The sequence below is a fragment of the Sporosarcina sp. Y1011 genome (assembly GCF_057669885.1).
Window position 1 is genome coordinate 44,939 of the sequence record NZ_JBYHFP010000003.1, and the last position, 15,390, is coordinate 60,328.

Consider the following 15,390-nt stretch of genomic DNA (forward strand, 5'->3'; position numbering starts at 1 on the left):
TAAGAACTAGAATTCATTGTGCATGAAGTACAATTCATGATTAAATAGGCAACAAAAAGCATGATCCGAGTAGGACCATGCTTTTTTAAAAAAACTAACAAACTTCTGAGTGCACCATTTTCTTTGTAAACAACACTAATGCCCAATTTTCAACTCACTACCCTCAATACTGAATTGCCTGCGCAATCATAACGAAAACGCCACCGATAAAGATGAAGATAAGCACTAAAGGCCATATAAACTTAACCCATTTTTCATAAGAGATACCAGTTGTTGCGAGATAGGCCATCATCGTTGAGCCAGTCGGGAAGATTAAATTCGTAAATCCATCACCTAGATGAAACGATAGGACTGTCGTTTGTCTTGTGATTCCGACTAAGTCGCCTAAAGGAATCATAATTGGCATGGTAACCGCTGCTTGACCGGAACCTGAATTGATGAAAAAGTTTACGATGTTCTGAAAAATATAGATACTAAGCACTTTAATAGAATCGGGCATGAACATGATTAGATTGGACATTCCAAAGACTAAGGAGTCAATGATATTACCATCTTCCAATACCGCTGGAATCGCCCGAGCAACCCCAACAATCAATGCACCAAGTGTGACAGCTTTAGCACCTTCCACAAATTCTTCAGCGATACGACTCGAATTGAATCTTGCAAACACCCCTGAAATAATTCCCATTGCTAGGAAAAGGGCAGCCATTTGTTCGATATACCAACCCTTGGTAGAGACGCCCCATATGAGTGTACCAATCCCCGAAATGAATGTAAGAATGACTAAAAAGTGTTTAAGTTGAAACGTGGAGGACTGCATAAGTTCTGACTGATCGCTTATTGCTTGTTGTTCCAGTTCGTAGACCAAACTTTTTGCGGGATCCGCCTTCACCTTTTTTGCATAACGAACGATATACAGACTCGCAACGATCAAAAGTACAACTAAGATTATCGCTCGGTACCACATGCCCGAATAGATGGGAAGTCCGGCAATTTGTTGCGCAACGCCGACCGTAAATGGATTCATTAATCCGGCGATGAATCCGCAAAAGCAACCGACGAGTACAATGGCCATACCGGTTAACGCGTCGTACTTTAAAGATCTGGCAAGGGCAACGACGAGCGGTACCATTCCTAATGCCTCAATAGACATACCAACTGTCGCACCGCAAATTGAAAATAGCGTTAACAACAATGGGATAATCAGTATTTCCCGCTTACCCAATTTAGCGGTGATGGATCTGATAACTGCGTCAAATGCACCCGTTGATGTAATTACCTTAAACGAACCGCCGACTACAAATATGAATAATATAATCCCACTCGATGCATTTAATCCTGTAATAATCAAACTTGGAATTTCAAAAATGCTAACTGGAGCCTTTTCAACTTCATGGAACGAGCCTTCTTGAACAATCATTCGTCCACTTACCGGGTCTTCCACACGATCAAATTCGCCGGCCGGGATGAAGTAAGTCAGAACTGCCGAAACTACAACAATGAAAAACATTAATGCAAATACATGGGGTACTTTAAAATAGGATTTTATTGTTCTCTTTTCCTTGTTCACTTAGAAACCCCATTTCTAAGACTTTGTGCATAGTCACCAAGTGCATGAATCACATGACAAGTACAATGAATCCCACTTAAAAAGTTATTGATAGTTATATTTTCATTGGGAGAATGATTTCGTTGATCGAAATTTGCATAAGGCATAATAATCGATGGGACTTCTAAAATTTTGGTCCATACATAATCGGGAAGTGAACTGCCAAGGCTTGGTTGAATGAGCGGTTCTTGTTGGTATGCAAGATGAACAGCGTTTGTAATAACTTTAACCACCTCGAGATCCGCAGAAGTTCTTGACGGTTCCATAGATGCTATAAGTTTCACTTCAATGTCAGGGTCATATTTTTGGACATGCTGACAAATTTTATTGTAAATGTCGATAGGATCCTGATCAATAACGAGACGCACATCCATTTTCACAGTAGCAGTAGCCGGAATAATCGTCTTCATACCTTCTCCCGTATAGCCACTTTGTAACCCGTTAATATTAAATGTTGGCTCCATCGTTAATTTGTGATAATAGGTTTCGCCGTCCATCTGTAAATGAGGGTAACCTATTTTTTGTCCAATATCTTCTGCGTCAAAAGGCAATTTTTGAAGCAATTCTTTTTCGCGCGTAGAAGGTGGCAGGATATGTTCATAAAAGCCTTCGACTAACACTCGTCCATCTTCATCACACATTGTTGTCAATAAGTTGACGAGCTTCCAAGCAGGGTTTGGAACAATATTCCCCATATTCCCCGAATGATTATCCCATTTCGCTTCATTTACTACCAGTTCAAGGTCGAGCGAACCTCTTGCGCCCAATAATATTAGCGGAGCACCACTATTATGGGAAGAACCATCCGCTGTATAAACAAGGTCCGCCTTCAAAAGTTCTCGATGCGCTTTGACAAAGGAAGCCAAATGGGGGCTCCCCGTTTCTTCCTCCCCTTCAAATAAAAACTTTATATTAATAGGAAGATCTTTAAGACTAGTTAAATATGTTTTAACTCCAAGGAGTTGCGCCATAAGCTGTCCTTTGTTATCCCCTGCGCCTCTGCAATAGATTCTTCCATTCCGAATCGTAGGCTCGAAAGGAGGAGACAGCCATTCTTCAATCGGCTCTGGAGGCTGCACATCATAGTGGCCATAAATAAGTAATGTGAAGAAGTTTTCATCATTCATCATTTCCCCGTAAACAACTGGATGGCCATCTGTTTTCATGATTTCGGTCTTAATTCCAAGTTCCTCCATCATATTCTTTAGCAATTCTGCACACTCGATGATTCCATCATTTTGCGCGCTAATGCTTCTTTGACGTAACAAGATAAAGAGTTGTTCTATGTATGCTTCTTGATTTTTCGTAATAATTTCTTGGATGTTTGTGAGGGGCATAGCGATTCACTGCTTTCTATGTATGAATAAAATGTCTTGATTTTCACATAAAGACACTCTATCATGCTAAAGCATTAACGCAGAGAAATCAACCACTACTTGAAATCTTCGGATAATTTCAAGGTGTACAAGTATCTACCTCAATGTTCCCACTTGGTGGATGGTCATTATTAGTAAAAAAAGATTATCTAATTGTTGGAGTTTCTTTTCAACTCAAAGATTGGCATATGAAATAGAGCCTTCTTAATTGAATTTTCCTTCAACTGCTTTATGATGTTAGTAAGAAGCGATTACTTAGGAGGAATTCAATATGGAGAAAAAATCCCTATTAGATTACCAAGTGTTTGACGAAAAACGATTTACAAAGAAAAATATTTTTACGAAAACGGACAGTGTCGCATTTGTATTAAACTTCTTTCCTGGTCAAGAAATGCCTGCTCATAAGCATCCTGGTATGAATTTAACTGCGCTCGCGATTCAAGGAAATGGTGTATTCACGATAGATGATCAAGAAATGGCGATCATGAAAGATGAAGTCATTCAGTGTAATGGAAATAAGCTGATTGCTTTCAAGAATACCGGTACCGAAAAAGCGAGTATCTATGTAATTTTAAACAAAATGGAAGAATAACGAGATAATTTCAGAATCCGTTTTCCTCTGAATATAGAGTGAAGTTTTTTCATTAAGCGAATGCACATTACTTAGTGCAGACACAAGAAAAGCTAGCCAGACTGTTTGCAGTCTGGCTAGCTTTTTAACTTATTGTTCAATGGTTGTTAAACACAATTCTTTTCACCAATCTCTCATTTGAAAATTTGTTTTTTAGCTTTCTTTTCATTTAACAGTTGTGATTTTCTCCATTCTGGGAACACTACGACTTGAAGGAGGAGATAAAATGGCAGGAAAAAATAGAATTTTAGTTCCTAGTGCAAGAGATGCGTTGGATCGACTAAAAGCAGATGTCATGAAAGCTCAAGGCTACGACATCGATACGTCTGAGCCTAATAACGTGAAATATGAAATAGCAAATGAACTAGGGATTCCTCTGTCGAAAGGCTATAACGGAAAATTGACATCTGAAGAGGCAGGAAAAATCGGCGGACCAATTGGTGGTAATATGGTAAAAGAGATGGTGAGGATGGCGCAAGAACAAATGGTAAAAAAATGAGTCTAACGCTTGTCCCAAGCTGCAAGGGACAGCGTTTTTTTTGTGGGATAATTTAACGCGTTTATTGGACTACCCAGAAACCATGCACATAGAAAAGCACCGACCAAATTGCGGCCGGTGCTTGTTATTAGGACTTCAAACCATCCTCTTCGTACTCTTTCAGAAGTTCTCCAAAGCTTTTGTTCTTCTCACGTTCTATCCGTTCGATGCGCAATTGCTCTTGGCGTTCTTCTTCTTTTGTTTCTTCAGTAGCTAACAAAGCCTTTTTTGCCGCTTTTAATTTTTCAAGAATGTCATCATCAAGTGCATCGGAAAATACCGATCCTTCATTGTTTCTCTTTTTTGGCTGTGGTACAGCTTGTTTACGTTTTTTAGCCATTTGTTTCACCTGCCTTCGTTCACCCGCGTTTAACGATTGTTGCGACGCCTTGTCCTCCGCCTATGCACAATGTAGCAAGACCGGTTTGCACATCACGACGTTTCATCTCGTGCAGAAGTGACACGAGGATACGCGCTCCACTCGCTCCGATTGGATGGCCAAGTGCGATTGCGCCGCCATTGACATTCAGTTTGGACTCTTCAAATTCAAGTTCTCTTCCAACTGCAATCGCTTGAGCCGCGAAAGCTTCATTCGCTTCAATCAAATCGATTTGGGATAGTTCCATATCTGCTTTATTGAGTGCTTTTTTAACTGCCTCGACTGGTCCTAGACCCATAACTGACGGATCAACACCTGCATTGCCATTCGCTACAATTGTCGCTAGCGGCGTCAAGCCAAGCTCGTCAGCTTTCTCTTTCGACATGATAACGAATGCTGCTGCACCATCGTTAATGCCTGAAGCATTTCCTGCTGTTACACTACCATCTTTTTTGAATGCCGGGCGAAGTTTACCTAGCTTCTCAGCAGTCGTGCCTGCTTTGACGTATTCATCTTGATTGAAAATAATAGGGTCGCCTTTACGTTGCGGAATTTCAATCGCAACGATTTCTTCTGAGAAAGTCCCAGCTTCGATAGCGGCTGCCGCTTTTTGTTGTGATTTTGCTGAAAATTCATCTTGCTCTTCACGTGTAATCGAATAACGTTCACAAATGTTTTCCGCCGTCACACCCATATGGTAATCGTTGAATGCACACCATAGTCCATCTGAAATCATACTATCAATAATTTTCTGGTCACCCATTTTAAAGCCTTCACGACCGTTTTTCATTAAGAATGGCGCTTGGCTCATATTTTCCATGCCGCCTGCAACAATAATGTCTGCATCCCCTGCAATGATTGCCTGGCGAGCAAGATGAACAGCTTTTAACCCAGAACCGCATACTTTGTTAATTGTCAGAGCAGAAACCGCTTCTGGAAGTCCAGCTTTCATAGCAGCTTGCCGAGCTGGATTTTGTCCTAGCCCAGCTTGTAATACATTCCCCATGATTACCTCGTCAACACTCTCCGGTGCCACTCCAGCGCGTTTTAACGCCTCTTTTATGACCGTTGCCCCAAGTTCTGTTGCTGGTACATCTTTCAACGAGCCAAGGAACGAACCGATTGCAGAACGAACTGCACTGACTATTACGACTTCTTTTGACATTTCTTTTTCCCCCAATTCTCTTTTTAAGTTGCCTGTATATGCATCCCTTCATTACAATATACTAAAGGAGGGATGATATGTTTAGTTTACCAAAGATTGTTACAATTATCGAGGTTGGACCTCGAGATGGGCTACAAAATGAAAAAAAACTTGTCAATGAACATGACAAACTAGCATTTATTGAAGCTTTACAAGGGGCAGGTATTCTAGAAATGGAGCTGACTTCGTTTGTTTCACCGAAATGGGTGCCGCAAATGGCGGATGCACAAACAATTGTAGAAAAGTCGAAGAAAGTCGGTAGACAAATCGTTCTTGCGCCAAATGACAAAGGTGCCGAGCTTGCGATTGAAGCTGGTGCTACTAGTATTGCCGTGTTCGTTGGGGTGAGCAATACTTTTAACATGAAAAACATTAACCGTTCTACGGATGAAAGCATCGAAGCACTCCAGCCCGTCTTTGCGAAACTAAAAAAAGATGGTATTTTTATCCGGGCTTGTATTTCAACCGCGTTTTATTGTCCGTATGAAGGGAAGATAGAGATAGAAGATGTTGTTGCACTTTGCAAACGTTTTGTAGCGATGGGTGCGGATGAATTGAGTGTCGCGGATACAATCGGCAAAGCCAATCCCCGTGAAAGTTACCTATTGTTCAAGACATTGAAAGTAGTATTTCCAGACGTGTTGTTGACAGCTCATTTCCATGACACACGCAAAATGGCGATTGCCAATATTTTTGCTGCGCTGCAAACAGGTATTGATCGGTTTGATACTTCTGCAGGTGGCCTAGGCGGCTGTCCATTCGCTCCAGGTGCAACAGGCAATGTAGCGACTGAAGATGTAGTGAATATGTTACATTCGCTAGGTATCGAAACGGGTATCGATGTGAAAAGGGTTTGTGAAGCAGTCCGAGTGATTGCGCCGCATGTGTCACGGCCAATTGACACGGGTATGTACAGATTGTTCGAAAACGGGCAATTGTAGAAGGAGTTGAGTGGTTTGAAACGGCGCGTTCTTTATCTCTCCGGTGTGATTTCCAGTGTTTTTACGGCTTTACTGACCATTTTCGGGGTTGTCGCAACGAATAAGCTAATGTTTTTAAAGTTGAAGGATTCCGATGTTATTTTGGAACGTGAAATCATTGCGAAACGCTTTGATGAGAGATGGTATGAAACAGTGCGTAAAGATAATATGTGGATTGAATCACCGAACGGGTATTTATTGAGAGCGATCTTTTTGAAGCCACTTGAAACAGCAAAAACGGTGATTATTTGCCACGGTGTTACTGAAAATAAAATTAATTCGATGAAGTATGCCCGTCTTTTTGAACGACTGGGTTACAACTCGGTCATATTCGATCATCGACGGCATGGAGATTCAGGGGGAAAAACGACGAGTTTCGGTTATTATGAAAAGATTGATTTACAAGCGATTGTTCATGCCGTACGTGAGCGGATTGGTAAAAGGGCCTTGCTCGGTATCCATGGCGAATCGATGGGAGCCGCTACGACATTATTGTATGCGGGTACGTATGAGGACGAAACTGATTTCCATATTGTCGATTGTCCATTTTCGGATTTCTCCGAACAAATTCTCCATATTTTACGAAAAAGTACACCTATCCGATCGACGATGGCTTTGCGGGTTGCAAATATTTTTCTCAAAATGCGTGACGGCTATACACTAAACCTGGTATCTCCACGTGAAGTCGTGAAAAACATCACCAAACCCGTACTTTTCATTCACAGTATGGAAGATGATTTCATCCTTCCCTATATGACGCAGGAATTGTACGAGGCAAAACCTGGCGACAAAATGCTGAAATTGTTTCAAAATGGCATGCACGCCAAGTCGTTCAATGATAATCCAGTTCAATACGAAAAAACAGTGCAAGAATTTCTAAGCCGTTTCGGTTTTTCGGATTAAAAGGGAAAGTTCACTTGTCTAAGGATACCGCTGGAAAAGCACATGATTTTAGGTGAATCCCGTGGTATACACTTCATTGATTAAGAAAAAGAGGCGATTCGTTCAAAATTGAACGAATTGCCTCCTTTTAGTTTACAAACAGTCTATGGATAAGTACTTTTTTATTTTTTTGTTTCTTTCTTAACTTTTTTGTCTTTCTTGTCACTTACTTTGTTCATTTGAATCATCATTTGATTAATTTTTTTCTGGGAAGGTTTTTGTCCCATTTGCATCATCATCATACGTAACATGTCTTCATTAATCGGCGGGTTGTCTTTCAAATATTTCATCATATATTGACGTGCAATGAAAAATCCGAGGGCCAAACCTGCTAATAGCGCGACGATGATCAAAACAATCCACCATACAGTAGTCATCCGCTATACCTCCTCTATCTCTATTATTCGAGTTTACTCTACCATCAAGGATTATACAACAAAGCCGCAGTGAATAGCAATGGACCTAGCTATTAGATTTTATTTTTCTCGTTTTCAGACAAAAAAAAAGGCCCCTAAGTGAATATTTAGGCAGCCCCATTGGTATGTATATCTACTCTTTCATAGGTATACATTTTCTTCATATGGACGAAATTCAGTTGTTTTAATTGGTTTAAGCCATCCCCACTCCCCATGTCCGTCCATGACTGCAAAGAAACGGTCGTCCGCACCCGACAAAGCTACAAATAAGTCCAAATCCAACATGCGCGATCCGTCACAAAGAACATTAAGTGAGTAAGTGGATAAAGAAATTAGTATGGTGCCTTTGACGGGGTGTGTCAGTTTATATTCCCCATCTCGCGTTTCAATCGATGAAAAACCTTTACCAAGGTTCGCGATAATTGCTTCATCAATCATTTCCGCTTCAAGTCTGTCACATAAGTAATGAACTTCCGGCATAGACTCAATCTCTTGCTCATCTTCTTTTAAAAGATCATATAATAACCGTTCGCGTCCAATGACGAATGGCTGGTACATCTCCTTTACCTTATAAATTCCATATGCTCTCAAAAACGCCACCCCCTACTAATAGATTACATCGATTGAGTCAAGAAAAGTGTCACATTGCGGAACGGAACGACACTATTACTGTCGTAAAATATGGATAACTGAATCTTTCGTCAAATAAAAAAAAGCTGTACTGTCAGCCTGGTTTTTTCCAGACAAACAGTGCAGCTTCATTTACTACAATTAGTTACTGATTAACATTTTAACTGTTGCTATTACATTTTCTTCAGTAAATCCAAATTCTTTGATGACAGTATCTCCCGGTGCACTTGCGCCAAATGTATCAATAGCGATGATTGCCCCTTCGTCACCAACATATTTATGCCAGCCAAGTGATACGCCCATCTCAATACCAAGACGTTTTTTAACATCCTTAGGCAATACGCTTTGTTTGTATGCATCGTCTTGTTTCTCAAACAGATCCCATGAAGGCATAGAAACGACCGCTACGTCTATTCCATCAGACAACAATTGCGCTTGTGCAGAAACTGCAAGACTCACTTCTGAACCAGTTGCAATTAAAATCGCATCTGCTTTATCTTTGGTTGCTGGTGAAACGATATACGCACCCTTTTTTACGCCTTCCATCGCTAGTTCAGCCGATTTTGGAAGGACAGTCAAGTTTTGACGGGACAACACAAGTGCTGTCGGCGTATTTTTTGACGATACGGCAATGTTCCAAGCAGCTGCTGTTTCATTGGCATCTGCCGGACGGATAACAGAGAGTCCAGGCATTGCACGAAGGGAAGCCAAATGCTCGACCGGTTCATGCGTCGGACCATCTTCACCAACCGCTACGCTGTCGTGTGTGAATACATATGTGACTGGTACACCCATCAGTGATGATAATCTAATTGCTGGACGCACGTAGTCACTGAACACGAAGAAAGTACCTCCGAATACTTGTAACCCGCCATGTAGAGCCATTCCGTTAAGCGCTGTTCCCATTGCAAATTCACGAACACCAAACCAGATATTACGTCCGCCATAATTAGATGGAAGGAAATCGCCTGCACCTTTAATTGTCGTTTTGTTCGAACCTGCTAAGTCTGCACTTCCGCCAAAGAACGAAGGAAGCTGTTTGGCAATTGCATTTATTGCTTCACCAGAAGCAGAACGAGTTGCGTGTGAAGAACCGGCTTCATAGGCGGGCAAAGACTTCTCGAAACCTTCCGGTAATTTACGGTCAATTGCATCTTTCAATTGCTTCGCGAGATCTGAATGCTTTGCTTCGTAATCTGTAAATAGTTTGTTCCATTCCTGTTCTTTTTGCGCGCCTAATTTCTCTGCCGCCTCTTGGAACGTTTCATAGACACCTTCAGGAACATGGAAGTCTTCTTCAAATGTCCATTTGTAATATTCTTTTGTTAATTTCATTTCATCTTCGCCCAGCGGCATACCATGTGCATCTGATTTTCCTGATCTGTTCGGTGAACCATAACCGATGACTGTTTTGACTTCAATCATCGTCGGGCCTCCAACTTTGCCTTTAGCTTCTTCAATTGCTGTTGAAACAAGGCCTATGTTGTTGCCGTCTTCAACACGGATGTAATTCCATCCGTATGATTCAAAGCGTTTACGGATATTTTCAGAGAATGACATGTCTAGTTCACCATCAAGTGAAATATCATTGCTGTCGTATAGGACAATTAATTTATTCAATTGCAGGTGTCCAGCTAGTGAAATCGCTTCTCCCGCCACACCTTCCATGAGATCGCCGTCGCCGCAAAGCGCGTACGTGTAATGATCCACAACATCAAAGTCAGTTTGATTGTATGTAGCAGCAAGGTGTTTTTCAGCCATTGCCATACCAACCGCCATACCAATCCCTTGTCCAAGCGGACCTGTCGTAGCTTCAACGCCTACCGTATGGCCATATTCAGGATGTCCAGGTGTTTTGGAGTTCCATTGTCTGAAGTTCTTGATTTCATCCATTGGGAGACCGTATCCACCTAGATGAAGGAGGCTATATAGAAGCATCGATCCATGTCCTGCTGATAGTACGAATCGGTCGCGGTTAAACCACTGTGGGTTTGAAGGGTTATGATGCATATGTTTTGTCCATAGCGTATACGCCATTGGAGCTGCGCCCATCGGTAATCCCGGATGTCCGGAATTCGCTTTTTCGATTGCGTCAATTGAGAGTGTACGAATTGTATTGATAGCTAGCTGGTCAATCTGTTGAGTCATTGTGTACATCCTTTCCCGTGATGTCTATTTATCTTCATATCCTAGTTTAGACAATCAGCGCGGTGATTGCAAAGTTCAATTTAGGTATTTGCCGTTACGTGCGTTTTTCACCTTGTCGGGTGTCACGTCATTTCCTTCTGGATCAAGCACTTTGACATGCTCGATTGTGTCCCGCATCGATGAGCGGAAAGTCTCAAGATATTCTTTCCGCAATTGTGTTTGTTCTTTAGCTTCTTCGATAGATAGACCTGTTGTCTTCGATTTCTTTGAGAGTTCATTAATTCGTTTGATTTTATCTGGTGATAGCATATTTTTTCCTCCATTTTGCGTTATAAATACAAACGTATACAAAAAAAACAGAAAGTGCAATAAATCAGACTCCCTGCTCTGTTTCATATTCTTTAAAGCGCCGATGGACAGTCGCTTTACTGATGTTGTGACCGAGCCCTTTCAAGACGCCCGTAATTTCTTCATAAGTCAGCCCTTTTTCTCTCAAAGAGACAATTTCACTGATTGGCACTTCGATACGCTCTCGGCCTTCAACGTTTCCTCTGTTTTTCAAATTGCGTTCAGGACGATACCCCTCCCTGACAGCACGTTTCATGCCCCGTCTAATTTTGGCGTTGTGCACTTTCCGTTGATATTCTTCAACTACTGCCAAAATTTCAAGTAACATCGTATCCATTTCATTAAGTGCAATTGGCCCACTATCATTGCGTGAAAAAACGGCTGTGTCTGTTTTCAACAACAGGTGCAAGACAGCCATCCTAGCATTCCCACGTCCGAGCCTCGTCTCATCTTGTATCAGTACTGCATCTACTTCTTCATCGCGGATGTAATCCAGCATACTAAGCAATCCTTCTCGGTCAATGTCGTAACCGCTATGTTTGTCCTCGAATGTAGCGACAAGTTCTAAATTGAGTTCACTAGCCAAATCTTCAAGTTCCTCTTCTTGCCTCGTAAGTGATAGTTCCTGCGTTTCTTTTTCTGTGCTCACTCGGCAATAAATGACGCACTTCTTTCGCGGCTCATTCATCAGTACCACCGGCCAGTTGTACACTGTCGTCTTCATGTGTCTGTATAGTTGGCAAAAGCAAATCTTCTCCCTTCTTGATTGTGGCAGAGGACAGATTATTTAGAGTCATCACTTCTTTAATCCATTTCTCTGACGACATGTTTTTCGAGTGGTGAAATGCAAGGCCCCAGAGCGTGTCCCCTTCAGTAATTGTAATTGTTGTGACTTCAGCTTGCTTCGTTTCATATTTACCAACTCCTATAATTGCAAAACCTAAACATAAAATAACAATAAATATACCATAACCATTGTTTTTAATGAAAGTCATCATTTCTCCCCCTTGCGAATGTTTGTTCGTATCACTGTTTTCATTATAGGAAATACAAAACTGGATGTCAACACTTATTAGAACTTGTGTTTGCCATTCCTATAGTGGGCTGATATAATGAATCTATTGAAATAACTCGAATTTCGGTGAGACTTTCACGATTTTTGATTGTTGTAAGAATTTTAGTTAAGGGGTGATTGTTGTGAAGAAAATCTCAAAAAGACAGGAAGACATTTTGACATTCATTAAATCAGAGGTAAAGAAAAAAGGGTATCCACCTTCCGTAAGGGAAATTGGGGAGGCTGTGGGGCTAGCTTCAAGTTCAACTGTTCACGGTCATCTAGCTCGTTTAGAAAGCAAGGGCTTCATTAGAAGAGACCCGACTAAACCTAGAGCAATCGAAGTCCTGGATCCTGAAGGGTTGGAAACGATGAAACCCGGAGTTCTACATGTCCCTCTTGTCGGTAAAGTTACTGCAGGTCTTCCGATTACAGCCATTGAAAACATTGAAGAGTACTTCCCTCTCCCTGAATCGTACGGCACTTCGGAGGACAACCTCTTTATGCTTGAGATTGTTGGGAATAGTATGATTGAAGCAGGAATCCTTAATGGAGATTATGTTATCGTTAAACAGCAACAGTCAGCTAATAATGGTGAGATTGTCGTAGCAATGACAGAAGATGATGAAGCGACAGTGAAGCGGTTCTTCAAGGAAAAAAATTATTTCCGTCTTCAACCTGAAAATGAATCTATGGATCCAATTATTCTCGATAATGTATCGATACTTGGTAAAGTCGTTGGCGTTTATCGTACGATTCATTAAGGGTAGACATGGAATTTCGCGTAATATTCATCTGCAATGCCAGACTATCTAATACTCTCACAAATACGAAAGAGCTATTCCTCTATTATGAAGGAATAGCTCTTTGTTATTTCCCTATTAAATTTTCCTTAACCAGTCTTCCTATGGATGACAACACAGCCACTTTCACATGCTCGTATGTGAGGCCCCCTTGAACGTATGCGGTATAAGGAGGTCTGATTGGACCATCTGCCGTAAGCTCTATGCTTGACCCTTGGATGAACGTGCCCGCCGCCATGATAACATCGTCCGTATAACCCGGCATATAAGAGGGCTCAGGTGCGTAGTGAGCATTGATGGGCGAGTTCTGCTGAATTGACTGGCAGAATGCGATCATTTGATTGGCATTTCTGAAAGATACAGACTGAATTAAATCGGTTCTTTTTTGCGTGTAATGCGGTGTTGTCTCGAGTCCAAAACTTTCGAGGAGCGCTGCCGTGAAGAGCGCACCTTTCACTGCCTGGCTAACAACATGCGGTGCCAGGAAAAATCCTTGGTACATCTCCCGTAGAGTATCAAGCGACGCCCCAGCTTCCGCTCCAAGACCAGGAGATGTCATTCGAAACGCACACTTCTCCACAAGATCTGCACGACCGGCAATATAGCCACCAGTTCTTGCAATGCCGCCGCCTGGATTTTTAATGAGCGACCCTGCCATCAGGTCGGCACCGACTTCTGTGGGCTCTTTCTCTTCGACAAATTCACCATAGCAGTTGTCGACAAAGACGACCAGGTCAGGATTGATGGCTTTTACTTTAAGGATCATTTCACCGATTTCATCCACCATAAAGGATGGACGATCTGAATAGCCTTTTGAGCGCTGGATTCCTATAATTTTTGTTTTAGCATGGATATTTTTCGATACTTCTTCAAAGTTGACCGTTCCATCATCATTTAGCTCAATGTGTTTATATGTAATGCCGTAATCCAGAAGCGATCCAGTATCTTTCCCTTTTCCTGATACGATGGATTCCAAGGTATCATAAGGTTTTCCTGTGATATAGAGCAATTCGTCACCTGGGCGAAGAATTCCAAAAAGACTAATTGAAATTGCATGGGTCCCTGAAATAATCTGGTTGCGAACGAGACAGTCCTCCGTTTTGAATACATCGGCATAGACTTGTTCCAACACGTCACGCCCTGTATCATCATATCCATAACCAGTTGTGCCATGCAAGTGAAAATCGCTTACTCTATTTTTGCGGAATGCGTTCAGCACTTTCCGTTGATTATAAAAAGCAGTTCTTTCAACACTTTTAAAAAAAGGTGCAAGTTTTCCTTCGATACGTTCAGCATCTTCAAGCAATAAATCTTCTTGTTCAGTCACCATGATTGTATTCCTCATCTCATTAAATAGTCACTATATATCTTATCAGTCTGTTCACGGAGGTCAATGTTTACAGAACTGTTCATTGAAAAATCACGAATACCTGTTAGAATTTTAGGGGTCTATTGATTGGAGGCAATACATTGGCTTGGGACGTTTTTAGCTTGATCGGTACTGCGGCATTTGCCATTTCGGGTGCAATTGTTGCAATGGAAGAAGAATATGATATTTTTGGCGTTTATATCTTGGGGATAGTCACCGCATTTGGCGGAGGTGCTGTTCGTAATGTTTTGATAGGCGTACCTGTTTTATGGAATCAAGAATTCCTCTTTATTGTTGCTACTGTTTTAATAACCGTTATTTTCTTTTTCTCAAGATTTCTTCTTGCTCATTGGAACAAATGGGGAAATTACTTTGATGCAATCGGGTTGGCTACGTTCGCCATTCAAGGTGCGATGCTTGCCGTTCAATTGGACATGTCGCTCTATGCAATTATAGTGGCAGCTGTTCTTACAGGAGCTGGCGGCGGTGTCATCCGTGACCTGTTGGCTGGTCGGAAGCCACTTGTCTTTAAACGGGACTTCTATGCTGTATGGGCTGTGGGCGCGGGTCTTGCAGTCGGTCTTGGTCTGTATGAGTATGACATAGCCCTTTATGCATTACTTGTGGTAACCGCGGGACTGCGTATTTTATCGCTCATCTTCCAATGGAAACTACCAATTCGTAAATTATCCTAAAAAGGCGGAAATGGATTGAAGCATCCATTTCCGCCTTTTTTCACTCAAGCTCTTCTTTTAAAATAACAGGTTTCGATGGGACATATGTGGAAATCGCATGCTTGTAAATGAGTTGTTGTTTCCCGTCTGATTCTAGTAGAACGGTATAATTATCATACGATTTTATAAGTCCTTTCAACTGAAATCCATTCAGTAAAAATACCGTTACAAATGTATTATTCTTTCGTAACGAGTTTAAAAAAGTTTCTTGCATATTAACCTGTTTCAT

Annotated in this window: 18 protein-coding genes; 6 read left to right on the plus strand and 12 right to left on the minus strand. The window is 41.5% G+C overall.

Annotation, left to right across the window (positions count from 1 at the left end; all coding sequences use genetic code 11):
• Nucleotides 1-163: 163 nt before the first annotated feature.
• Together AC25Y5_RS04450 and AC25Y5_RS04455 are read right to left on the minus strand one after the other, a co-directional pair.
• Complete coding sequence (locus tag AC25Y5_RS04450) at nucleotides 164-1,570, minus strand: YfcC family protein (protein ID WP_488139295.1); 1,407 nt, start codon at nucleotides 1,568-1,570, stop codon at nucleotides 164-166.
• Nucleotides 1,567-2,946 carry a M20/M25/M40 family metallo-hydrolase gene (locus AC25Y5_RS04455; protein WP_488139296.1) on the minus strand — a complete coding sequence of 460 codons (1,380 nt, stop codon included), beginning with the start codon at nucleotides 2,944-2,946 and terminating at the stop codon, nucleotides 1,567-1,569. The genes AC25Y5_RS04450 and AC25Y5_RS04455 overlap by 4 nt, the downstream gene beginning before the upstream one ends.
• A 310-nt stretch (nucleotides 2,947-3,256) precedes the next feature.
• On the opposite strand from AC25Y5_RS04455, the gene AC25Y5_RS04460 reads away from it, so the two are divergent.
• Together AC25Y5_RS04460 and AC25Y5_RS04465 are read left to right on the plus strand one after the other, a co-directional pair.
• The gene (locus tag AC25Y5_RS04460) at nucleotides 3,257-3,577 is read left to right on the plus strand and encodes a cupin domain-containing protein (protein ID WP_488139297.1); all 321 of its coding nucleotides are present in this window, start codon (nucleotides 3,257-3,259) and stop codon (nucleotides 3,575-3,577) included.
• Nucleotides 3,578-3,842: 265 nt separating this feature from the next.
• The gene (locus AC25Y5_RS04465) at nucleotides 3,843-4,115 is read left to right on the plus strand and encodes an alpha/beta-type small acid-soluble spore protein (protein ID WP_488139298.1); all 273 of its coding nucleotides are present in this window, start codon (nucleotides 3,843-3,845) and stop codon (nucleotides 4,113-4,115) included.
• Between the two features lie 127 nt (nucleotides 4,116-4,242).
• Here the strand turns inward: AC25Y5_RS04465 and AC25Y5_RS04470 are convergent, their stop codons facing one another.
• Both AC25Y5_RS04470 and AC25Y5_RS04475 read right to left on the minus strand, forming a co-directional pair.
• The gene (locus AC25Y5_RS04470) at nucleotides 4,243-4,494 is read right to left on the minus strand and encodes a DUF3886 domain-containing protein (protein WP_482100528.1); all 252 of its coding nucleotides are present in this window, start codon (nucleotides 4,492-4,494) and stop codon (nucleotides 4,243-4,245) included.
• Nucleotides 4,495-4,513: 19 nt separating this feature from the next.
• Nucleotides 4,514-5,698, minus strand: coding sequence for an acetyl-CoA C-acetyltransferase (locus AC25Y5_RS04475; protein WP_488139299.1), 1,185 nt, complete (start codon nucleotides 5,696-5,698; stop codon nucleotides 4,514-4,516).
• A gap of 77 nt (nucleotides 5,699-5,775) precedes the next feature.
• On the opposite strand from AC25Y5_RS04475, the gene AC25Y5_RS04480 reads away from it, so the two are divergent.
• Entirely contained in the window at nucleotides 5,776-6,678 is a 903-nt protein-coding gene (locus AC25Y5_RS04480; RefSeq protein WP_488139300.1) for a hydroxymethylglutaryl-CoA lyase, read from the plus strand.
• Between the two features lie 15 nt (nucleotides 6,679-6,693).
• Nucleotides 6,694-7,620 carry an alpha/beta hydrolase gene (locus tag AC25Y5_RS04485; protein WP_482103984.1) on the plus strand — a complete coding sequence of 309 codons (927 nt, stop codon included), beginning with the start codon at nucleotides 6,694-6,696 and terminating at the stop codon, nucleotides 7,618-7,620.
• A 161-nt stretch (nucleotides 7,621-7,781) separates the two neighbouring features.
• Here the strand turns inward: AC25Y5_RS04485 and AC25Y5_RS04490 are convergent, their stop codons facing one another.
• The 6 genes from AC25Y5_RS04490 to yneA form a co-directional block, all read right to left on the minus strand.
• Complete coding sequence (locus tag AC25Y5_RS04490) at nucleotides 7,782-8,036, minus strand: YneF family protein (protein WP_482100524.1); 255 nt, start codon at nucleotides 8,034-8,036, stop codon at nucleotides 7,782-7,784.
• A gap of 180 nt (nucleotides 8,037-8,216) precedes the next feature.
• Nucleotides 8,217-8,666, minus strand: coding sequence for a sporulation inhibitor of replication protein SirA (gene sirA, locus AC25Y5_RS04495; RefSeq protein ID WP_488139301.1), 450 nt, complete (start codon nucleotides 8,664-8,666; stop codon nucleotides 8,217-8,219).
• Between the two features lie 180 nt (nucleotides 8,667-8,846).
• Nucleotides 8,847-10,853 carry a transketolase gene (gene tkt, locus AC25Y5_RS04500; protein ID WP_488139302.1) on the minus strand — a complete coding sequence of 669 codons (2,007 nt, stop codon included), beginning with the start codon at nucleotides 10,851-10,853 and terminating at the stop codon, nucleotides 8,847-8,849.
• A 75-nt stretch (nucleotides 10,854-10,928) separates the two neighbouring features.
• Nucleotides 10,929-11,162 carry a DUF896 domain-containing protein gene (locus AC25Y5_RS04505; protein ID WP_482100521.1) on the minus strand — a complete coding sequence of 78 codons (234 nt, stop codon included), beginning with the start codon at nucleotides 11,160-11,162 and terminating at the stop codon, nucleotides 10,929-10,931.
• Between the two features lie 64 nt (nucleotides 11,163-11,226).
• On the minus strand, nucleotides 11,227-11,889 hold the full coding sequence (locus AC25Y5_RS04510) for a YneB family resolvase-like protein (RefSeq protein WP_488139303.1): 663 nt from the start codon (nucleotides 11,887-11,889) through the stop codon (nucleotides 11,227-11,229).
• Nucleotides 11,882-12,196: a cell division suppressor protein YneA gene (gene yneA, locus AC25Y5_RS04515; protein WP_488139304.1), complete on the minus strand. Its 315-nt coding sequence runs from the start codon at nucleotides 12,194-12,196 to the stop codon at nucleotides 11,882-11,884. The genes AC25Y5_RS04510 and yneA overlap by 8 nt, the downstream gene beginning before the upstream one ends.
• 202 nt (nucleotides 12,197-12,398) lie before the next feature.
• Between yneA and lexA the strand changes: the two genes are divergently transcribed.
• The gene (gene lexA / locus AC25Y5_RS04520; protein ID WP_482100518.1) at nucleotides 12,399-13,019 is read left to right on the plus strand and encodes a transcriptional repressor LexA; all 621 of its coding nucleotides are present in this window, start codon (nucleotides 12,399-12,401) and stop codon (nucleotides 13,017-13,019) included.
• A gap of 106 nt (nucleotides 13,020-13,125) precedes the next feature.
• Here lexA and AC25Y5_RS04525 read toward each other — a convergent pair whose 3' ends face one another.
• Nucleotides 13,126-14,388: a methionine gamma-lyase family protein gene (locus tag AC25Y5_RS04525; RefSeq protein WP_488139305.1), complete on the minus strand. Its 1,263-nt coding sequence runs from the start codon at nucleotides 14,386-14,388 to the stop codon at nucleotides 13,126-13,128.
• Nucleotides 14,389-14,528: 140 nt separating this feature from the next.
• Here AC25Y5_RS04525 and AC25Y5_RS04530 point away from each other — a divergent pair, with 140 nt between their 5' ends.
• Entirely contained in the window at nucleotides 14,529-15,122 is a 594-nt protein-coding gene (locus AC25Y5_RS04530; RefSeq protein WP_488139306.1) for a trimeric intracellular cation channel family protein, read from the plus strand.
• Between the two features lie 40 nt (nucleotides 15,123-15,162).
• Here AC25Y5_RS04530 and hfq read toward each other — a convergent pair whose 3' ends face one another.
• Nucleotides 15,163-15,390 (minus strand): RNA chaperone Hfq, encoded by a 228-nt coding sequence (hfq, locus tag AC25Y5_RS04535; RefSeq protein WP_482100516.1) that lies wholly within the window; start codon nucleotides 15,388-15,390, stop codon nucleotides 15,163-15,165.